Source organism: Micromonospora sp. NPDC000121, assembly GCF_042899165.1.
Taxonomy (GTDB): domain Bacteria; phylum Actinomycetota; class Actinomycetes; order Mycobacteriales; family Micromonosporaceae; genus Micromonospora.
The window spans coordinates 58,174-77,877 of sequence record NZ_JBIAZP010000006.1 but is presented as its reverse complement, the minus strand read 5'-3'; the positions used below and the strand labels follow the sequence as shown (position 1 = coordinate 77,877).

Here is a 19,704-nt window from a genome sequence, read left to right as displayed (position 1 = left end):
GCCTCGACCTGCCGGCCGGACCCGGCGGCCCCGGCCACACCGGCCGCGGCCTGCTGGCCGGGGCCGGCAGGCCGGCGGGGCCGGGTTCAGCGGGTGGCGGCGTCGGCGCGGTCGCCGCGGCGGGCACGGCGGCGGCGGGATTTCTTCACCGCCCACCAGACGACCATCACCACGAACGCGGCGATGATGCCGTAGTCGAACCAGTTGCTGTACTGCTCGACCTGCTGCCAGCGCGAGCCGAGGGCGTAGCCCAGGCCGACGAAGAGCGAGTTCCAGACGCCGCTGCCCAGCGTCGTGAAGGCCACGAACTCGGACAGCGGCATGCGGTTGGCCCCGGCGGGGATGGAGACCAGGCTGCGCACCACCGGGACCATCCGGCCGAAGAGCACCGCCCAGCGGCCGTGCCGCTCGAACCAGCGGTCCGCCTTCTCCAGGTCCTTCCGGTCGATCAGCGGCAGCTTGTCGAGCCAGCGTTTGAGCCGGTCCTCGCCGGCCGCGGCGCCCAGCCAGTAGAGGACGAGCGCCCCGGCCAGGGAGCCGGCGGTGGCGGCGAGCACCACCAGCACCACGTTGAACCGTCCCTCGCCGGCCAGGTAGCCGGCCATCGTCAGGACGATCTCGCTCGGGATCGGCGGGATGATGCTCTCCAGGGCGACCAGCAGCGCCACGCCGAACGCGCCGGCTGCGTCGATGACCCCCGCCACCCATCCGGTCAGCCCGCCGAGCCGGGTCGGGTCGACGTTTTCGGCGAGTGCCATCGCGATCCTTTCGCCGGGTCCGGGGGATCAGATTCCTCTACCCGGCGACCCGCCGGTCACACCTGTCCGTGTCCGGAACCACCCCGGCTCAGCCCTCCGGGTGCAGCGCCGCGTCGGCGGGCCCCCGCCGCCAGCCGGTGAACCGGACCCGCAGCCCCGCCCGGCTGGGGGAGCAGCAGTACGGCCCGGCCGTCGCCGCCACCTCCGGCGGCAGCGGGGCGAGCCGGACCAGCCGCCACGGCTCGCCGTCGGCCCGGGCCCGCACGGTGAGCGCGTCCCGGTCGCGGCTCACCCGCACGGCGACCTCCCGACCGGCCCACTCCGGCACCGGGGCGACCGACCAGTCGGACACCTCCCGGGTCACCACGGCGCCGACCTGCGGCAGGCCGTCGCTGACCTCCACCCCGGCCTTCACCCAGTTCCGCTCGTCCACCCGCACCAGCGCGCCGGCCTGGTCGAACTGCGCGCCGTAGTCCAGGTGGAAGGCCACCTCCACCGCGTCGCCGACGGGCAGCGGCGCGAGCAACGCCGGGGCGTCGTCGTGCACGAAGCCGTACGAGGTGTGCCGCCACAGGTCGCTGCCCCCGGCCGGTTCCACCAGCAACTCGCCGGCCGGCCCCCGCTCTACCCGTACCGGCTCGTTCCACCACTCGCCCTCGGCCCAGTCGACCGTACGCACTCCGTCTCCCATGCCGGCGACCGTACCGCCGGCCCGGGTCCACGCGCCGCCGCCCGCTGCCGTGTTTGCCGGGCGCGGGGACCGGAGACATAAGCCAGGCATGGCTGACAGGTGGTACTCCGAGGCCGTCGTCTACTGCCTCGACATCGACACGTACGCGGACTCCGACGGCGACGGCGTCGGCGACATCCGGGGCCTGATCGGCCGACTCGACTACCTCGCCCGGCTGGGCGTCACCTGCCTCTGGCTGCACCCCATCCACCCGTCGCCCAACCGCGACGACGGCTACGACGCGACCGACTTCTACAACGTCGACCCGCGCTTCGGCACCCTCGGCGACTTCGCGGAGCTGCTGCACCAGGCGCAGAACCGCGGCATCCGGGTGATCATCGACCTCGTCGTGAACCACACCTCGGACGAGCACCCCTGGTTCCAGTCCGCCCGCTCCTCGCCGGACTCGCCGTACCGCGACTGGTACGTCTGGTCCGACCACGAGCCGGACGACCGCCACCAGGGCATGGTCTTCCCCGGCGAGCAGAACGAGACCTGGACCTACGACCGGACCGCCAAGTCCTGGTTCTACCACCGGTTCTACAAGTTCCAGCCGGACCTCAACTTCGCGAACCCGAAGGTGCGCGAGGAGATCAAGAAGATCGTGTCGTTCTGGCTCCAGCTCGGCGTCTCCGGCTTCCGGATGGACGCCGTGCCGTTCATCATCGAGCTGACCGAGGCGGGCAACCCGAACTCCCCGAAGGACTTCGACTTCCTCACCGAGCTGCGCCAGCACGTGCAGTGGCGCCGGGGCGACGCCGTCCTGCTCGCCGAGGCCAACGTGGAGCCCGACCAACTGCCGACCTTCTTCGCCGACGCCGGCGGCTCGTCGAACCGCCTGCACATGCTCTTCGACTTCATGCTCAACGGGCGGCTGATGCTGGCCCTGGCCCGACAGGACCCGGAGCCGATCATTGAGGCGCTGCGGGACACCCCCGCGCTGCCCGAGGGCGGGCAGTGGGCCACCTTCCTGCGCAACCACGACGAGATCGACCTGTCCCGGCTCACCGCCGAACAGCGCAACCAGGTGTACGCGGAGTTCGGCCCCGACGAGAACATGCGCATCTACGACCGGGGCATCCGCCGCCGGCTCGCCCCGATGCTCGGCAACGACCGCCGGCGCATCGAGCTGGCGTACTCGCTCCAGTTCTCGCTGCGCGGCACGCCGGTGCTGCGCTACGGCGAGGAGATCGGCATGGGGGAGGACCTGTCGCTGCCCGGCCGGGAGGCGATCCGCACCCCGATGCAGTGGTCGTACCAGCCGAACGCCGGGTTCTCGACGGCCGACCCGGAGAAGCTGGTCCGCCCGGTGATCGACAAGGGTGACTTCAGCTACGAGAAGGTCAACGTGACCGCCCAGCGCAGCGACCCGAAGTCGCTGCTCGCCTGGTTCGAGCGGATGATCCGTACGCTCCGCGAGGCCCCCGAGGTGGGCTCCGGCTCGACCACGCACATCGACGTGGCGATGCCGCTGGGCGTCCTGGCGCACCGGGCCGACGGGCGGACCGGGACGATGGTCTTCCTGCACAACCTCGGCACCTCCGACGCGGAGGTGGACCTGAGCATGCTGGAGCCGGAGGCGGACCTCCCCGTCGACGTCCTCGCCGACCGCAACTACGGCGGGGTGGGCAAGCTGGACCGCCTCAAGCTGGCCGGCTACGGATACCGGTGGATCCGCCTCTGCCGCGGTCGCTCTTCCTAACCCGGGTGCCCGGTCGCCCGCCGCCTGCGCCACCTCGGCGGGCGACCGGTCACTCCCGCCAGCCGGCCAGTTCGACGCCCTTGGCGATCTCGACCCGGAAGCCCATGGTGATCTCGCCGCTCTCGCCCGGGCCGAGCCGCAGCCGCCAGGTCAGCTCGCCCAGCTCGGTGCGCTCGGCCGGCGGCGGGACGACCGTGGCCTCCCGGACGACCACCGCCTCGTCGCGGGACACCGGGAGCTGGTCGCGTACCTCCACGGTCGCGGCCTGGGGCGTGTGGTTGGCCACGCTGATCCGGTACTCCACCTCCCGCCGCCGGGTCGAGCCGAGCGTGGCCCGGGTGTCGGCACGCCGGCCCAGCTTCCGCTCCACCCGTACCCGGTCGTCCACCCCGAGGGCCAGTTCGGTCTCCTCGCCGGGCGCCCACGTCGGCAGCCGGGTGGCCGCGACGAAGTCGGCGCCGTGGAAGACCGCCGCCGGGCCCGGGAGCAGCGTGTGCGCCGAGGTGTTGCGGACCGTCGCACGCAGGTGCGCCTCGGCCGCGCGGACCGGCACGGTCACGTGGTCCAGCCGGGCCGGCAGGTCCAGCACGGCGATGGTGGTCCGGTGCGCGCTGCCGTCCGCCGGCACCGCGACCGGGCGGGCCGGCCGGTAGGTGGCCGCGGTGACGCCCTGCTCGACCGTCGCGACGCTCTCCCGCATCCTGGCCTCCGGCGGGCCGGAGCGGGCGGCGCCGGCCGCGGCGGCCGGCGCCGCGCCGGGCGCCGGGGGCGGCGGCATCGCGCCGAAGCTCGCCGCCCTCATCACCGGCTGTGGCGGTGCCGGCCGGACCCGGTCGAGATACCAGGGCGACAGTTCGGGTACGCGGGTCGCCGCAGCCGGCCGGGCGGTCGAGAGCTGGAGTTCGCACTCCGGCCAGTCCTCGCCGGTGTCCTGGCTGACCAGACCGAACCAGGTGACGGTCATGGTGTCGTCGACCAGCCGCAGGTCGTAGGAGGGCTGCCAGCGGGCCCCGTCGACCAGGTAGGTCAGCTCCAGGTCCAGCTCGGCGTCGTCGGCGTCCACCGACACGGTCACCTCGGCGGCCAGCCGGTCCGGTTCCCGCTTGCCGTTCGCGGCCGTCAACTGCCGCTCGACCGCCGCCAGTTCCTCGGTCAGGTCGGTACGCCGACGGGCCAGCGCGCGCCGCCGGCCGCGGGAGTCGGCGAGCTGGCCGGCCACCGAGTCGGCGAAGGTGGCCACGTCGGTCGGGGCGGCGTCGCCGGAGGCCAGGGCGCGGGCGTACGTGCCGCCGGCCCGCTCGGCCAGCCGGCCGATGAACTCGCCCCGCTGCGCCTCGATCTCGGCCGCGTCGTCGACCTCGGCCAGTTCGTCGGCCAGCTCCCGGCGCCGCTGCTCCAGCTCGCGGACCTGCCCGTCGGCGCTGCGTGCCTGCCGCCACGCCGTCACGTCCACGCCGAGCACGGTGACCGCGCCCCGGCCCCCGACCCGTAGCGAGTCCCGCCGCAGGCCCAGCGGCAACGGCGCGACCCGTACCCGGTGCTCACCGGCGGCCAACCGGGTGCTGCCCCGGCGGGTGACCCGGGCCCGGTCCGGGTAGACGGTGACACCGACGACCGGCGCTTCGATCTCCACTGTGTTCACGGCGGCGACGGTAGTCGAACCCTGCTCGTAACCCCGGCAGGCGGTGGCGGGGTGTCGGCAGGACGGGCGTCCCGCGCCGGGCCGGCGCGGCGTACGCCTGGGTTAAGCTCCTCCGGTCCAGCGGAAGTTACCGGGAGGTAGGAATGTCGGAGGAGCAGCGGGTCGCCATCGTCACGGGGGCGGCGCGGGGGATCGGGGCGGCCACCGCCCGCCGGCTGGCCGCCGACGGCCTCGCGGTCGCGGTGGTCGACATCGACGAGGCGGCGACCAAGGAGACCGTGGACGCGATCGCCGCCGCCGGTGGCCGGGCGCTCGGCGTCGGCGCGGACGTGTCCGACCGGGGCCAGGTCGAGGCGGCCGTGGAGCGGGTCGCCGCCGGGCTGGGCGCGCCGACCGTGCTGGTGAACAACGCCGGCGTGCTCCGCGACAACCTGCTGTTCAAGATGAGCGACACCGACTGGGACACGGTCATGGGCGTGCACCTGCGCGGCGCGTTCCTGTTCAGCCAGGCCGCCCAGAAGCACATGGTCGAGCAGAGGTGGGGCCGGATCGTCAACCTCTCCAGCACCTCCGCGCTGGGCAACCGGGGCCAGGCGAACTACTCCGCCGCGAAGGCCGGCCTCCAGGGCTTCACCAAGACGCTCGCCATCGAGCTGGGTCCGTTCGGGGTGACCGTCAACGCCGTCGCGCCCGGCTTCATCGTCACCGACATGACCGCCGCCACCGCCGCCCGGATGAAGGTCGACTTCGACGACCTCCAGAAGCACGCGGCGGCGGAGATCCCGGTCCGTCGTACCGGCCGCCCCGAGGACGTCGCCCACACCATCTCGTTCCTGGCCAGCGAGGGAGCGTCGTTCGTCTCCGGCCAGGTCATCTACGTCGCCGGCGGCCCCAAGGACTGACCCCTCGTCCCGCCCACCCCCACCCCTTCGGGGCCTCACCCGAGGTCGAGGGGTGGGGGCCGGAGTGGGTCAGGAGGGGGATCTGCGGGTGCGCCAGAGCCAGATCAGGCCGAGCACCGGCAGGACCAGCGGGATGTAGCCGTACCCGCTGCCGAACCGCGACCAGACCGTCTCGTCCGGGAACAGCTCCGGGTCGGCCACGCTGAGGATGCCGACGCCGAGCACCCCGGCCAGCTCCACCGTGCAGCACGCCAGGGCGACGCGACGGCCGGCGGCACCCGCGCGCGCCAGCCCCACCGCCGCGACGATGTAGATGGCCGCGGCGAGCGCCGAGAGCAGGTACGCCACCGGGGCCTCGTCGAACCTTGTGGCGATCTGGAGGCCGGCACGGCTGGTGGCGGCGATCGCGAAGAGCAGGTAGACCGCGATCAGCAGCCGCCCCGGGCCGGCGTTGGTCCGCTTGCGCTCCGGGGCCCGCACCTCAGCCACCCAGCACCTCCCACGTCTGCTGCAGCCGTACGACGACCACCGGCGTGACCAGGCAGACCGCGCAGACGATGGCCGAGCCCCAGCGGGTGGGCTCCATCCGCGCCAGCACCCAGGCCAGCGGCGGCAGGCAGACCAGGGTCGCCAGGTAACCGAAGAAGGCGCCCGGCTCGCCGGGGCGCTCGCCGCCGCCGAGGGCGACGCCCGCCACCACCGCGAGCACGAGCAGCGCCGCCTCCAGCAGGGCCAGGCCGGCGAACTGCACCCGGTCCGGGGCGCGCTGCCGCAGCGTCGCCACCAGGGCCCAGGCGGCGACGAGGAGCGAGAGCACGATCGAGGCGGTCGCGAGGAGCCCGTCCACCGGCGAACCGGCCGAGGCTGCGCTGGTCATCGGGGCCACCCGGGGCTCGGTTCGGTCACCGGCACAGCCTACTAACCCGCGTAGTACACCCCGGCACCCGCCGCCCCGGACATCCGGAATAGGCCCGGTCACGCGGGCGGGCGCCGGGGCGGGCGACTAGCGTGGACCGGGGCCGCGGGGTGCTGCCGTGGCGCGACGACGACGGTGGGGGTTCTCGTGGTGCGGTTCGGGTTGTTCGGCACCGGTCACTGGGCGGCGGAGACGCACGGCGCGGCGCTGCACGCGCATCCAGGGGCGACGCTCGCGGGGGTGTGGGGCCGCGACCCGCGCAAGGCCGCCAGCCTGGCCGAGCGCTACGGGGTGCCGGCGTTCGACGACGTCGACGCGCTGATCGACGCCTGCGACGCGGTCGCGGTGGCCCTCCCGCCGGACGTCCAGGCCGACATCGCCGCCCGCGCGGCCACCGCCGGGCGGCACCTGCTGCTGGACAAGCCGCTCGCGTTGACCGTCGCCGACGCCGACCGGGTGGTCGACGCCGCGCAGGCGGCCGGCGTCGCCTCGGTGGTCTTCTTCACCGGCCGCTACCAGCCGGACATCGTCGGCTTCCTGGCCTCGACCGCCGCCGTCGGCGGGTGGCACACCGCGAAGGCGGTCCGGTTCGGCTCGATCTTCCAGCCGAGCAGCCCCTACGGCGCCTCACCCTGGCGGCGGCAGCACGGCGCGCTCTGGGACATCGGCCCGCACGCGCTGTCGCTCATCCTGCCGGTGCTCGGCCGGGTCACCCGGGTCGCCGCGATGGACGGGCCGCGCGGGCTCGTCCACCTGCTGCTCACCCACGACGGGGGCGCGACGAGCACCGTCTCGCTGACCCTGGACGCCCCGCAGGAGGCGGTGAGCCGGGAGTTCGTCTTCTACGGCGAGAACGGCGTCGAGACCGTCCCGGCCGGCGAGGGCGACTCGGCCACCGCGTTGGGGGTGGCGATCGACCAGTTGCTGGAGGAGATCGGGTCGGGCACCCGGGACCACCGCTGCGACGTGCGCTTCGGCCGCGAGGTCGTCGCCGTGCTCGCCGCCGCCGAGACCGCCCGCGCCGAGGGCCGCACCGTCGACGTGCCGGCCTGAGGCGAAAAGCGGTCGCCGGTCGCCGACCACGGCGCTAGGGTCGCGGGCATGTCAGCGCACGCTGTGATCGAGGAGGTCGGCACGCCGGCCGCCCTCGGGCCACTGCTGGTGGCCCGCCCGCGAGTCCGGCGTCCGGCCCTGGCCGACGCGACCCGCGACTGATCCCGCACCGCACGCACGGCGCCCTCCGCCCGGTCCTTCCCGGGTCCCCGGCGCCGCCCCGCCGCCCCGGGTGACGCCCCGGAGGTGAGCGCCGCCGGCGCCACCCCGGTCCCCGCCCGGGTGGTGTGCCGCGCCCACCCCGGCCCCCGGCCGAGCGGTGGTGTGCCGCCGTGCGCCGCCGATCCGACGTTGCCCGCGCCACTCCCAGGGCCGTCCGAGTCCACCTTCCCTCGGACAGGCCCCCTTCCGGCTGCCTGTCCGCCCCGTCGCCGCACGGCGACAGACAGGACGACGACCCGTGGCGCCCCGCCGTACCCGAGCAACCGAACGCGACCGCTCCCGGCGCGTACTCTCCCAGAACTTCCTCGTCGACCCGGCCGCGATCGCCCGGCTGGTGCACGCCGCCCGGCCCCGGCCCGACCGGCTCCTGCTGGAGGTGGGCGCCGGCCGGGGCCAGCTCACCCGGCCGCTCGCCGCCCGCTGCCGGCACCTGACGGCGTACGAGGTGGACCCCGCCGCCGGCGCCGAGCTGGCCAGGGTCTGCGCCGGCCTGCCGAACGTCACCCACCGGCAGGCCGACTTCCTGACCGCGACGCCGCCGCCGGAGGAGTTCGACGTGGTCGGCAACATCCCCTGGTCGCTCACCTCGGCCGTGGTGCGGTGGTGCCTGGCCGCGCCGGAGCTGCGCGCGGCGACCCTGCTCACCCAACTCGAGTACGCCCGCCGGCGCAGCGGCGACTACGGCCGGTGGACCCGGCTCACCGTGCTGACCTGGCCGGAGTTCGGCTGGCGGCTCGCCGGGCGGGTGCCCCGCACCGCGTTTCGCCCGGTGCCCCGGGTGGACGCCGGCATCCTGCGCGTCGAGCGGCGGCCGGAGCCGCTGCTGACCCCGGCGGCGCTGCCCGCGTACCGGCGGATGGTGGAGATCGGCTTCGACGGGGTCGGCGGCTCGCTCGCGGCCTCGCTGGGCCGGCACCACCCGCGGGCGCGGCTGTCGGCGGCGCTGCGGGCGACGCGGCTCGACCCGGCCACCCCGGTCGGGCACGTCTGGCCGGAACAGTGGCTGGTGTTGTTCCGGCTGCTGCACGCCCGGTGAGCCGGGGCGGCGGTCGTGCCGAGGTCCGGCCGGCGTGTTCGGGGCCCCGGGTCAGGCCGGCGTGCTCAGGGTCCTGTCAGGCCAACGTGTTCAGGGCCTCGCTCAGCTCGGCGGGGGAGTCGAACTCCTCCATCGGCAGGGACCGGAGCATCTGGAGCATCTCCGTGCTGACCCCGTTCTCCTGGCCCCAGCGGACCAGGTCCTCCCGGGAGACCGGGTAGTCGAGCCCGGCCAGGTACTCCTGCAACTGCACGCCGGTGACGGTCATGCCGACGGGCTACCCGCTCAGCCCGCGGGCACACCGCCCGTGCCGCCCGGGTCCCCCCCCCACCCCCCGCGCCCGTTCAGGTCCGGCCTTCGTGTCCCGCCCGGGTCCCGTTCCCAGCCGGTTCCGGCCCGGCCCCGCGCGGCCCAGGTCGCGCGGGCCCGGCGGGGCGTCGGCCGACCGCCGGCGGTTTGCCCGGCGACACGCCGGGTAGCCGCCCGCATGCTGGTTCAGCGGCTCGGCGCGCCGAGCGACTTCGACCCGTTGCTGGAACGCGTCCGGGACGCCCGGATCGTGATGATCGGGGAGGCGACGCACGGCAGCTACGACTACTACCGGCTGCGCGAACAGCTCACCCGTCGGCTGATCGCCGAGTGCGGTTTCTCCTTCGTCGCCGTGGAGGGGGACTGGCCCGACTGCGACCGGGTGCACCGATCCGTGACGGGCGCCCCGGGCGGGGCCACCGAGCCGCGCGTCGCGCTGGAACGCTTCGAGCGCTGGCCGACCTGGATGTGGGCGAACGCCGAGGTGTCCCGGTTCTGCACCTGGCTGCGGGCGTGGAACGTCGAGCGGCCCGAGGACGCCCGGGCCGGCTTCCACGGCCTGGACGTCTACAGCCTGTGGGAGTCGATGCAGGCGATCTTCGACTACCTCGGCGAGGAGGACCCGGCGTCGCTGGAGGCGGCGCAGGACGCGTACCGCTGCTTCGAGCCGTACGGCAAGCGGGTCGAGGAGTACGGCATGGCCAGCCGGTTCGTCTCCGCCCGGTGCGAGGAGGAGGTCGTCCGGTTGCTGGCGCGTACCCGCGAACAGGCCGCCGCGGACGGCGCGGACAGCTTCTCGGCCTGGCAGAACGCGGAGGTGGTGGCCGGCGCGGAGCGCTACTACCGGGCCATGGTCGGGGGCGGCCCGGAGTCGTGGAACGTCCGGGACACCCACATGGCGGACACGCTGGACCGACTGCTGGACCGCTACGGCCCGGGCTCGCGGGGTGTCGTCTGGGCGCACAACACGCACATCGGGGACGCCCGGGCCACCGACATGGCCGCCGACGGGATGATCAACATCGGTCAGTTGGCCCGCGAGCGGCACGGGGCCGACGACGTGGTCCTGGTCGGCTTCGGCAGCTACCGGGGCACGGTGATCGCCGCGCCGCGCTGGGGATCGCCGGCCGAGGCGATGGTGGTGCCGCCGGCCCGCCCGGGCTCGGTCGAGCGCCGGCTGCACGAGTTGATGCCGGAGCGGGCGGTGCTCGTCTTCGGCGGCCCCGACCAGCCGGGCTGGGTCACCGACACCGCCGACCACCGGGCGATCGGGGTGGTCTACGACCCGTCGTTCGAGTCGTGGGGCAACTACGTGCCGACCCGGCTGGGGGAGCGGTACGACGCCTTCGTCTGGTGCGACGAGACCACCGCCCTGCACCCGCTGCCCGCCCTGACCGCACCCGGCGAGATGGAGACCTACCCGGCCGGCGTCTGACCGGCCGACGCGGCGCGGGCGACCCCGCCCTGCCCCTGTTCCGCGATCACGCGGTTGTGGTGTCCATTCGCATCGGCTTCGCCGTTGCGCGGGGCACCACAACCGCATGATCGGCGGGTCGGGCGGGGTCAGGCGCGTGGAGTCACCGGGGCCTTGTCGTCGAGGTGGGCGCGCAGGCCCTCGCCCTCGATGTCGACGTTCGGCAGGGCCCTGCCGAGCCACCGGGGCAGCCACCACGCTGCCCGGCCGAGCAGCGACATCACCGCCGGCACGATGGTCATCCGCACCACGAACGCGTCGATGGCGACGCCGATCGCGAGCGCGAAGCCCATCGACTTGATCACCGGGTCGTCGAGGAACACGAAGCCGCCGAACACCGAGATCATGATGAGGGCGGCGGCGGTGACCACCCGGGCCCCGTGCCCCATCCCGTTGATGGTCGCCTGCTGCGCGGTGTCGCCGTGCACGAAGTCCTCCCGCATCCGGGAGACCAGGAAGACCTCGTAGTCCATCGCCAGGCCGAACAGGATGCCGATCAGCAGGATCGGCAGGAAGCTGACCAGCGGCCCGGGCGTGTCCAGGCCGACCAGGTCGGCGAGGTTGCCCTGCTGGAACACCGCCACGGTGATGCCGAACGTCGCGGCGACGGTGAGCAGGAAGCCCAGCGCCGCCTTGACCGGCACCAGCAGCGAGCGGAAGACCAGCATCAGCAGCAGCACCGAGAGCCCGACCACCAGCAGCAGGTAGACCGGCAGGGCGTCGGAGAGCTTCTCGGAGACGTCGATGCCGATGGCGGTCGCGCCGGTCAGCAGCACGTCCACGTCGCGGAACCCGCCGACCGCGCCCCGGACGTCGTTGACCAGGGTCTCCGTGGCCTCGTCGGTCGGCCCCGTCTTCGGCACCACGCCGAGCAGCGCGGTGCGGCCGTCCGGGCTGAGCTGCGGCGGGGCCACCGCGAGGACGTTCTCGGTGCGCTGGATCAGCGCGGTGACCTGCGGGACGGCGGCCGAGGTGGCCTGCGGGGTGTCCCCGGCGACCACCACCGCGAGGCGGCCGGTGAAGCCCGGCCCGAAGCCCTCGGTGATCAGGTCGTTGGACTCCCGGGCGGGCGAGCCGACCGGCGCGGTGCCGGCGTCGGGCAGCGCCAGCCGCATGTCCGGCGTGGGCAGCGCGAGCAGGCCCAGCCCGAGCAGCCCGACCAGGATGACGGGGATCCGGAACCGGGTGACGGCGCGCGCCCAGCGGAACCCGAGCCCGGACCGGTCCTCGGCCGCTGGCGCCGCGGTGCCGTCGACCGCCCCGGCCGGCACCGACGAGCGCAGCCTGCGGGGGAGCACCCGGCGGCCGGCGAAGCCGAGCAGGGCGGGCTGGAGCGTGATTGCGACCAGCACCGCGACGGTGACCGTGGCGGCGGCGGCCAGACCCATCACGGTCAGGAACGGGATGTTGACCACGGCCAGGCCGGCCAGCGCGATAACCACGGTGGCCCCGGCGAAGAGCACGGCCGAGCCGGCGGTGCCCACCGCGCGGCCCACCGCCTCGTCCGCCGGCAGCCCCTCGATCAGGTTCTGCCGGTAGCGGGAGGTGATGAACAGCGAGTAGTCGATGCCCACCGCGAGGCCGAGCATCAGGGCGAGGATCGGGGCGGTGCTGGTCAGGTCGACCACGCTGCTCAGCGCGAAGAGGCCCGCCATGCCGACGCCCACGCCGATCAGGGCGTTCAGCATCGTCATCCCGGCCGCCACCAGCGACCCGAACGTGACCACCAGGACGATCGCGGCGATCGCGACACCGATCGCCTCGGTCGAGCCCACCTCCGGCACGGCGTTGAGCACCTCGCCGCCGGGCGCGACCTGCCAACCCTGGGCCTCGGCCCGCGCACCGACCCGCTCGTACGCGTCGCGCTGGGCGTCGGTCACCTCGTCGGCGCGGGTGGCGAACTGGACCTGGACCAGCGCGTACCGGCCGTCGGGAGAGACCGCCCCCACCTGGAACGGGTCGACGGCGCCGACCACCCCGGGCAGCGTCGCCGCCTCCTGGGTGAGTTCCTTCACCGCGGCCTGCCCCTGCGGGCTGCCGAGCGCGCCGTCGGCAGGTGCCTTGACCGCGATGGTGCCGGTCGCGCCGCTGGCCGCCGGGAACTGTTCGGCGAGCAGGTCCAGGGCGCGCTGCGACTCCGTGCCGGGCATGGTGAAGTTGTCCGCCATCGGGCCGCGCAGGGTCGCGGCGGCGAGGCCGAGTCCGACGAGTACGACGAGCCAGATCGCCGCGACGAGTCGCCGCCGGCGCATCGAGGCCCGGCCGAGCCGGTAGAGCAGGGTCGCCATGAGTTCCTTGTCCCTCGGTTGTGGATGGTGGGAACGAGTCAGTCGACGGGCTCCAGCGCCCGTCGTACGAGTGCCAGCAGGGCGGCTCGCAGCTCCTCGTCGGGTACGTCGGCGAACTCGCCGCACGTCTCCGCGATGCCGGCGAGCAGCACCAGCGCGGTGATCCGGGCGGAGGGGCGTTCCGGGTGCCCGGCGACCGCGTCGACCAGCCGCTCGGAGATCCGCTGGATGTGCGCGAAGGCGGGCTGGTTCAGCAACTCCGAGAACTCGCCCCGGAGCAGGGCGATCTCGCGCCGGAACCGGACCGCGAGGTCGACGAAGCCCTCGGCGGCCACCCGCTGGGCCGCCGCCCCCCGGTGCGCGGCGATCCGCTCGTCGAGCGCCTGGAGGACCTCGACGAGCTGGGCCATCAGCTCGGTGAGGATGGCCTCCTTGTTGGCGAAGTGGTAGAGCACCGCCGCCTTGGAGCAGCCCACCTCGCGGGCGATGTCCTGTAACGAGGTACCCCGGTAGCCGGTCACCGCGAAGCGTCGCGCCGCCGCCGTGAGGATGTCGTCGCGTGTCTCCGGTACCACCCGCACCATGCCGGTCCACCTCCTCGAACCAGCATGCCTGACCGATCGGTCAGACCCTGACCGATCGGTCAGATCGAAGGCGTGGCGTTCCCCACAGGTGGTCGGGGTGTGGCGTCCGCTCGGCGGTCTTCGAGGGGGGCGCGTGTGGCGTCTGCTCGGGTTTCCGAGGGGCGTGCGGCGTCAGGCCGGCTCGTCGCCGGTCCAGTCGGCGAGCCACTCGCCGCTCCAGGTGAGCGTCCCGGCGCGCAGGTCGGCGACGAGCGCGCGGACCCAGGCCAGCTCGGCCCGCATCATGGCCAGCCGGTACTCGTCCTCGACGAGGAAGAGCCGGGGCAGCTCGACGGCGGCCAGCACGGCCTCGCGTTCGCGCAGCCGGGCGGTCAGCACCTCGACCCGGCGTTCGAGCTGCCGGGCCGCCTCGGCGGGCGGGAGGATCGGCAGGAAGGACAGCGCCGCCGGGAACTCGGGGAACTCGCGGGCGGGAGCGGCGAGCGCGTCCGCCAGCCACCCGTCGAGCGTCCGGCGGCCCGCGTCCGTCAGCTCGTAGACGGTGCGTTCCGGGCGGCCCTCGTCCCGGTCGGTGCGGCTGACCCGGATCAGCTCCTCGCGCCGCAGGCGCTCGATCGTCTGGTAGATGCTGTTGCGCTGCGCGACGTTGACCACGTCCTGCTTGTCGCGCTCCCGGATCACCTGCTGCATCCGGTACGCGTGCATCGGCTCCTCGACCAGCAGCGCCAACACCATCATCGCCAGCGGGGAGCGGCGCTGTGCGCGGGCAGCCATGCCCTCACCTTAGGTGACGGCCTTCCTGCCGATAGTCAAAATATGTATAGTCATCTAATGACTAAAGCTCTGATCATCGGGGGCGGCATCGCCGGCCCGGTCGCGGCGATGGCGCTCCAGCGCGCCGGCATCGAGCCGGTGGTGTTCGAGGCGTACGAGCGCGACGCGGTCGGCGTCGGCGCGTTCCTCACCCTCTCCGTCAACGGCGTCGACGCGCTGCGCGCGGTCGGGCTGGACGGCCTGGTCACCGGGCTGGGGCACCCGACCCCGCGGATGGCGCTGCACAACCACCGGGGGCGCCGGCTGGCGGAGTTCGGCACCAGCGGCACCCGCACCCGCGGCTCGGGCAGCACGACGGTCCGCCGCTCCGACCTCTACCGGGCCCTGCGCGACGAGGCGGTCCGCCGGGGCGTGCCGATCGCGCACGGCGCGCGCCTGGTCGACGCGGAGCCCACCGGCTCGGGAGTGCGGGCCCGGTTCGCCGACGGCCGGACCGCCGAGGGAGACCTGCTGGTCGGGGCGGACGGGCTGCGCTCGCGGACCCGCCAGGTGATCGACCCGGCGGCCCCGGCGCCCCGCTACGTGCCGCTGCTCAACGCCGGCGGGTTCACCCGGCTCCCGGGGCTCGGCGGCGAGCCCGGGCTGATGAACATGGTCTTCGGGAAGCGCTGCTTCTTCTGCTGGATCGCCGTGGGCGGGGACGAGGTCTGGTGGTTCGCCAACCCGCCGCAGCCCACCGAGCTGACCCCGGCGCAGCTCGCCGCGATCGACGCCGAGGACTGGCGGTCCCGGCTGCGCGCCCTGTTCGCCGAGGACGCCGGGCCGGCGCTGCGGATCATCGACGCCACCGACCGGATGGAGTACGGCTGGCCCACCTACGACCTGCCCTCGGTGCCCGTCTGGCACCGGGACCGGATGGTGATCATCGGCGACGCCGCCCACACCGCCGCCCCCTCCTCCGGCCAGGGCGCCGCGATGGCGTTCGAGGACGCGGTGCAGTTGGCGCGCTGCCTGCGCGACCTGCCCGACGTGGCGGAGGCGTTCGGGGCGTACGAGCGGCTGCGCCGGAAGCGGGTCGAGCGGGTGGTGGCCCAGGGGCGGCGGACCAGCGGCACCAAGGCACTCGGGCCGCTGGGGCGAATGCTGCGGGACGCCGCGCTGCCGCTGTTCGCCCGTCGGGTGGCCCGCGACGGCGGGGCGTCACTGGCCTGGCTCTACGACCACCACGTCGACTGGGACGCCAAGGTGGTCGCCTAGCCCGCCTCCCCGTGCGCCCGGTCGTACGCGACGCGCGCCTCGGCGATCGCGTCGCGGTGCCGCTCGGCCCAGCTCGTCAGGGCGACCAGCGAGTCGTAGAGCTCCAGCGCGATCGGGGTGGCGGTGTACTCGACCTTCGGCGGCACGGTCGGATAGACCGTCCGGCGCAGCAGGCCGTCGCGTTCCAGGTTGCGCAGGGTCAGGGTGAGCATCCGGCGGCTGATCCCCTCCACCGTGCGCTCCAGCTCGGTGAAGCGCACCGGCCCCTGGGAGGCGGCGACCAGGATGCCGATGCTCCACTTGCCACCCACCCGGTCGAGCACCTCACGGACGGTGCACGCCTTGGCCTGGCCGGGGGTGAAGGGCGCGTTGTCGGCCGCGCACGCCTGTGTCCGGTCCACGGACACATCGGTGTTTCCCTGGGACATCAAAGTGCCTCCTTACGCTCCGCCTCATGGTCACAGAAGATGGCTCTGGTAACAAACCGTGCACCTAGGAGGCGTCCGTGTCCACCCGTACCGTCGAATCCCGCTGGCCGGCCCTGCTCGTGCTCTGCGCCGGCAGCCTGATGATCATCCTGGACGGCAGCATCGTCGCGGTGGCGCTGCCCGCCATCCAGCGGGACCTCGGCTTCACCGCGACGGGCCTGGCCTGGGTGGTCAACGCCTACCTCGTCGCCTTCGGCGGGCTGCTGCTGCTCGCCGGCCGCCTCGGCGACCTGCTCGGCCGGCGGGCGGTCTTCCTGTCCGGCGTCGCGCTGTTCACCGTCGCCTCGCTGTTCTGCGCGGTGGCGACCGGTCCGGAGGCGCTGGTCGTGGCCCGCTTCCTCCAGGGCGTCGGCGGGGCGCTCACCATGGCGGTGAGCCTCGGCATGATCGTCCGGCTCTTCCCGGAACCTGCCGAGCGGGCGCGCGCGATCGCCGTCTTCAGCTTCACCGGCGCCGCCGGGGCGTCGATCGGCATGCTGGCCGGGGGTGTGCTCACCGACCTGGCCGGCTGGCCCGCCATCTTCGCGGTCAACCTGCCGATCGGGCTGCTGATCCTGCTGGCCGCCGTACGCCTGCTCGACGCCGACCGGGGCGTCGGGCTGCGCGCCGGCCTGGACCTGCTCGGCGCGGCGCTGGTCACCGGGGGCCTGATGGTCGCCGTGCTGGCGATCGTCGGCACCGGCGAGCACGGCTGGGCCTCGGCCCGGACGCTCGGCGCCGCCGCGCTCGCGGCGGTCCTGCTCGCGGCGTTCGCGCTGCGGCAGCGGACGACCGCGACCCCGCTGCTGCCGCCGCGGGTGCTGCGCACCCCCGACCTGGTCGCCGCCAACGTCGTGCAGTTCCTCATGGTCGCCGCCTTCTTCGGCTTCCAGTTCCTGCTCGCGCTGGAACTCCAGCTCGTGCTGGATCTCGACCCGACGGCTACCGGGTTGGCCTTCCTGCCCACGCCGGTGACGATCGCGGTGGTCTCGCTCGGCCTCGCGGGCCGGCTGATCGCCCGCTACGGCGCCCGGGCGGTGCTGGTCGCCGGGCTAGCGCTGGCGGTGGCCGCGTTCCTGCTGCTCGCCCGGCTCCCGGTCGACGGCGGCTACCTGCCCGACGTGTTCCCGTCGATCCTCCTCTTCGGCGTCGCCGGCGGGCTCGCCCTGCCGGCGGTCACCACGCTGGCCATGGCCGGCGCCGACCCGGCCGACGCCGGACTGGCCTCCGGGCTGGTCAACACCACCCAGCAGGTCGGCGGCGCGCTCGGGCTGGCCGTGCTCGCCACGCTGGCCGCCAGCCGCACCGACGGCCTGCGGGACGTCGGCTGGACCGAGGCCGACGCGCTCGCCGCCGGCTACCGGACCGCGTTCGCCGTGGCCGCCGCCCTCGTCGCGGCCGCGTTGCTGGTCGCCGTGGTCACCCTCCACCGCCGGCCCGCCCCGGTCAGCCGCCCGGCCGCCGAGCCGGCCCCGGCCGCCGAGCGCGCTCTGGTGGCCGAGCGGGCCCCGGTGGCCGAGCGGCCCCCGGCCGCCGAGCGCGCTCCGGTCCACCAGCCGGCCGGCTGACCGGCACGACGGCCTGCGCGGCGAAGGAGGCCGGCCGCGTCAGGGGCCCGCCGGGCGGGGTGTGCGGCAGGCACCCGGCCCGGCGGGCGGTCGGCGCGTCCAGGCCCAGGTGCGGTCGACGCCGGAATCGGCCCGGTCCAGCGGCACGGGATTGGCGCTTGGGGCCGGGCCGCCGCCGGCCGAGAATCGGCGCATGACCGAGACCCTCGCGGGCCGGGCGGCGGTGCTGCGCGCGCTGCACCGGCCCGGCGACCCGCTGGTCCTGCCCAACGCCTGGGACGCCGGCTCCGCCCGTCGGGTCGCCGCCGCCGGCTTCCCGGCCGTCGCCACCAGCAGCAGCGCCGTCGCCGAGGCGCTGGGCCACGCCGACGGCGAGGCCACCCCGCCCGGGGAGATGTTCGCCGCCGTGGCCCGCGTCGCCCGCGCGGTCACCGTCCCGGTCACCGCCGACCTGGAGCGGGGGTACGGGCTGCGCCCGGCCGAGCTGGTCGAGCGGCTGCTCGACACCGGGGCGGTGGGGCTCAACCTGGAGGACTCGGACCCGCGTACCGGCGCGCTGGTCGACGCCGCGGAACACGCCGATCTGCTGGCCGCGGTCCGGGCGGCGGCCGACGCGGCCGGGGTCCCGGTGGTGCTCAACGCCCGGATCGACGTCTTCCTCCGCCCCGCCGAGGGTCTCGCCGACCCGCTCGACGAGGCGGCGCGCCGGGCCACGCGCTACCTGGCCGCCGGAGCGGACTGCGTCTACCCGATCCTGCTCGCCGACCCGGCGGCGCTGTCCTCGCTGGTAAGGGCCGTGCCCGGGCCGCTGAACGCGCTGGCCCGCCCCGGCGCGCCGGCGGTGTCGGAGCTGGCCGCGCTCGGGGCGGCCCGGGTCAGCTACGGCGGCGGTCTCTACGACGCCGCCCGCGCGCACACGGCCCGGCTGCTCGACGTCGTCCGGGCCGGCGGCGACCCGTTCTTCGGGGATCACACCGCCGCGTCCGGTTGACCGCCGGCCGCCGGGCCGGGAAGGTAATCGGATGAGTCGCGCTGACGAGACCCGGGACGGCGTGTCGCTGACCAACCTCGACCAGCCGCTGTCCGACGGCGACGACGCGACCAAGCGGGACCTGGTCGACTACCTCGACGCCGTCCACGAGCGGATCCTGCCGCCGCTGCGCGGCCGGCCGCTGTCGGTGATCCGGGTCCGGCCCGGGCAGCCCGCGTTCATGCAGAAGAACCTGCCGAAGTACACCCCGGACTGGGTGCGCCGCACCTCCGTCTGGGCCGAGGCGTCCCACCGCGAGGTCTCGTACGCGCTCTGCGACGACCGGCGCACCCTGCTCTGGTTCGCCAACCAGCGCGCCGTGGAGTACCACCCCACCCTGGCCACGGTGGACGACCTGCACCGCCCCACCCACCTGGTGCTCGACCTCGACCCGCCCGAGGGGGACTCGTTCGGGCTGGCGGTGGCCGCCGCCCTGCTGGTCCGGCAGGCGCTCGCCGACGCCGGGCTCACCGGCGCGGTCAAGACCAGCGGCGCCAAGGGCGTGCACGTCTTCGTGCCGGTCGCGGCGGGCGCCGCCGTGGAGGACATGGCCGCCGCCACCCGGGCGGTCGCCGCCCGCGCCGAACGGCTGGACCCGGCGCTGGCCACCACCGCCTTCATCCGGGAGGACCGGGGCGGCAAGGTGTTCGTGGACTCGACGCGGGCCGGCGGGGCGACCGTGGTGGCCGCCTACAGCCCCCGGCTGCGGCCGGGCGTGCCGGTGTCCTTCCCGGTGGACTGGGCCGACCTGGGCGACGTCACCCCCGCGGACTTCACGATCCGCACCGTCCCGGCGCTGGTCGCCGACCGCGACCCGTGGGCCGAGCGGATGCCCGCGCCGCAGCAGCTCCCGGCGGACCTGGTCGCGGAGGGACACACCATCCCGATCGCGCGGGTACAGGCCATGCACGAGGGCAAGCGCCGGGCCCGCGCCCGCCGCGCCGCCGGCTGACGTACGCGCGCATCCGCGGCGGCTGACGTACGGCCGCCGC

19 protein-coding genes are annotated in these 19,704 nt (G+C 74.8%); 9 read left to right on the top strand and 10 right to left on the bottom strand.

The window, feature by feature from the left end:
- Positions 1–86: 86 nt before the first annotated feature.
- Together ACFY23_RS18630 and ACFY23_RS18625 are read right to left on the bottom strand one after the other, a co-directional pair.
- Positions 87–758, bottom strand: a complete 672-nt coding sequence (locus tag ACFY23_RS18630) for a DedA family protein (RefSeq protein ID WP_350680224.1) — start codon at positions 756–758, stop codon at positions 87–89.
- An 88-nt stretch (positions 759–846) separates the two neighbouring features.
- Entirely contained in the window at positions 847–1,449 is a 603-nt protein-coding gene (locus ACFY23_RS18625) for a DUF1349 domain-containing protein (RefSeq protein WP_350819518.1), read from the bottom strand.
- Positions 1,450–1,537: 88 nt separating this feature from the next.
- Between ACFY23_RS18625 and ACFY23_RS18620 the strand changes: the two genes are divergently transcribed.
- On the top strand, positions 1,538–3,190 hold the full coding sequence (locus ACFY23_RS18620) for an alpha-amylase family protein (RefSeq protein WP_350684892.1): 1,653 nt from the start codon (positions 1,538–1,540) through the stop codon (positions 3,188–3,190).
- Between the two features lie 49 nt (positions 3,191–3,239).
- Here the strand turns inward: ACFY23_RS18620 and ACFY23_RS18615 are convergent, their stop codons facing one another.
- On the bottom strand, positions 3,240–4,832 hold the full coding sequence (locus ACFY23_RS18615) for a DUF4139 domain-containing protein (RefSeq protein WP_350684893.1): 1,593 nt from the start codon (positions 4,830–4,832) through the stop codon (positions 3,240–3,242).
- A gap of 143 nt (positions 4,833–4,975) precedes the next feature.
- On the opposite strand from ACFY23_RS18615, the gene fabG reads away from it, so the two are divergent.
- Entirely contained in the window at positions 4,976–5,734 is a 759-nt protein-coding gene (gene fabG / locus ACFY23_RS18610) for a 3-oxoacyl-ACP reductase FabG (RefSeq protein ID WP_350684894.1), read from the top strand.
- 69 nt (positions 5,735–5,803) lie between these two features.
- Here the strand turns inward: fabG and ACFY23_RS18605 are convergent, their stop codons facing one another.
- Both ACFY23_RS18605 and ACFY23_RS18600 read right to left on the bottom strand, forming a co-directional pair.
- The gene (locus ACFY23_RS18605) at positions 5,804–6,223 is read right to left on the bottom strand and encodes a hypothetical protein (RefSeq protein WP_350684895.1); all 420 of its coding nucleotides are present in this window, start codon (positions 6,221–6,223) and stop codon (positions 5,804–5,806) included.
- The gene (locus tag ACFY23_RS18600; RefSeq protein ID WP_350684896.1) at positions 6,216–6,611 is read right to left on the bottom strand and encodes a hypothetical protein; all 396 of its coding nucleotides are present in this window, start codon (positions 6,609–6,611) and stop codon (positions 6,216–6,218) included. The genes ACFY23_RS18605 and ACFY23_RS18600 overlap by 8 nt, the downstream gene beginning before the upstream one ends.
- Positions 6,612–6,797: 186 nt before the next feature.
- On the opposite strand from ACFY23_RS18600, the gene ACFY23_RS18595 reads away from it, so the two are divergent.
- Positions 6,798–7,703 carry a Gfo/Idh/MocA family oxidoreductase gene (locus tag ACFY23_RS18595; protein WP_350684906.1) on the top strand — a complete coding sequence of 302 codons (906 nt, stop codon included), beginning with the start codon at positions 6,798–6,800 and terminating at the stop codon, positions 7,701–7,703.
- Between the two features lie 460 nt (positions 7,704–8,163).
- Complete coding sequence (erm, locus tag ACFY23_RS18590) at positions 8,164–8,961, top strand: ErmE/ErmH/ErmO/ErmR family 23S rRNA (adenine(2058)-N(6))-methyltransferase (protein ID WP_350684897.1); 798 nt, start codon at positions 8,164–8,166, stop codon at positions 8,959–8,961.
- 76 nt (positions 8,962–9,037) lie between these two features.
- Here erm and ACFY23_RS18585 read toward each other — a convergent pair whose 3' ends face one another.
- Complete coding sequence (locus ACFY23_RS18585) at positions 9,038–9,229, bottom strand: DUF2795 domain-containing protein (RefSeq protein ID WP_350684898.1); 192 nt, start codon at positions 9,227–9,229, stop codon at positions 9,038–9,040.
- Between the two features lie 219 nt (positions 9,230–9,448).
- Here ACFY23_RS18585 and ACFY23_RS18580 point away from each other — a divergent pair, with 219 nt between their 5' ends.
- A complete protein-coding gene (locus ACFY23_RS18580; protein ID WP_350684899.1) occupies positions 9,449–10,705 on the top strand; it encodes an erythromycin esterase family protein in 1,257 nt (418 codons plus the stop codon).
- A gap of 128 nt (positions 10,706–10,833) precedes the next feature.
- On the opposite strand, the gene ACFY23_RS18575 is transcribed toward ACFY23_RS18580, so the two are convergent.
- The 3 genes from ACFY23_RS18575 to ACFY23_RS18565 all read right to left on the bottom strand — a co-directional run bounded on the left by ACFY23_RS18575 (position 10,834) and on the right by ACFY23_RS18565 (position 14,390).
- Positions 10,834–13,032: an MMPL family transporter gene (locus tag ACFY23_RS18575; RefSeq protein ID WP_350684900.1), complete on the bottom strand. Its 2,199-nt coding sequence runs from the start codon at positions 13,030–13,032 to the stop codon at positions 10,834–10,836.
- A gap of 38 nt (positions 13,033–13,070) precedes the next feature.
- A complete protein-coding gene (locus tag ACFY23_RS18570; RefSeq protein ID WP_350684901.1) occupies positions 13,071–13,616 on the bottom strand; it encodes a helix-turn-helix domain-containing protein in 546 nt (181 codons plus the stop codon).
- Positions 13,617–13,787: 171 nt separating this feature from the next.
- Positions 13,788–14,390, bottom strand: a complete 603-nt coding sequence (locus ACFY23_RS18565; RefSeq protein WP_350684902.1) for a PadR family transcriptional regulator — start codon at positions 14,388–14,390, stop codon at positions 13,788–13,790.
- A 57-nt stretch (positions 14,391–14,447) separates the two neighbouring features.
- On the opposite strand from ACFY23_RS18565, the gene ACFY23_RS18560 reads away from it, so the two are divergent.
- Positions 14,448–15,647, top strand: coding sequence for an NAD(P)/FAD-dependent oxidoreductase (locus ACFY23_RS18560; protein WP_350684903.1), 1,200 nt, complete (start codon positions 14,448–14,450; stop codon positions 15,645–15,647).
- Here ACFY23_RS18560 and ACFY23_RS18555 read toward each other — a convergent pair.
- Positions 15,644–16,075, bottom strand: a complete 432-nt coding sequence (locus tag ACFY23_RS18555; protein ID WP_387036427.1) for a winged helix-turn-helix transcriptional regulator — start codon at positions 16,073–16,075, stop codon at positions 15,644–15,646. The two genes, ACFY23_RS18560 and ACFY23_RS18555, sit on opposite strands and share 4 nt — an antisense overlap.
- A gap of 77 nt (positions 16,076–16,152) precedes the next feature.
- On the opposite strand from ACFY23_RS18555, the gene ACFY23_RS18550 reads away from it, so the two are divergent.
- The 3 genes from ACFY23_RS18550 to ACFY23_RS18540 all read left to right on the top strand — a co-directional run bounded on the left by ACFY23_RS18550 (position 16,153) and on the right by ACFY23_RS18540 (position 19,664).
- A complete protein-coding gene (locus ACFY23_RS18550) occupies positions 16,153–17,682 on the top strand; it encodes an MFS transporter (protein ID WP_350684905.1) in 1,530 nt (509 codons plus the stop codon).
- A 193-nt stretch (positions 17,683–17,875) separates the two neighbouring features.
- Complete coding sequence (locus ACFY23_RS18545; RefSeq protein WP_350679078.1) at positions 17,876–18,673, top strand: isocitrate lyase/phosphoenolpyruvate mutase family protein; 798 nt, start codon at positions 17,876–17,878, stop codon at positions 18,671–18,673.
- A gap of 31 nt (positions 18,674–18,704) precedes the next feature.
- Positions 18,705–19,664, top strand: a complete 960-nt coding sequence (locus tag ACFY23_RS18540; RefSeq protein WP_350679076.1) for an ATP-dependent DNA ligase — start codon at positions 18,705–18,707, stop codon at positions 19,662–19,664.
- Positions 19,665–19,704: the final 40 nt, after the last annotated feature.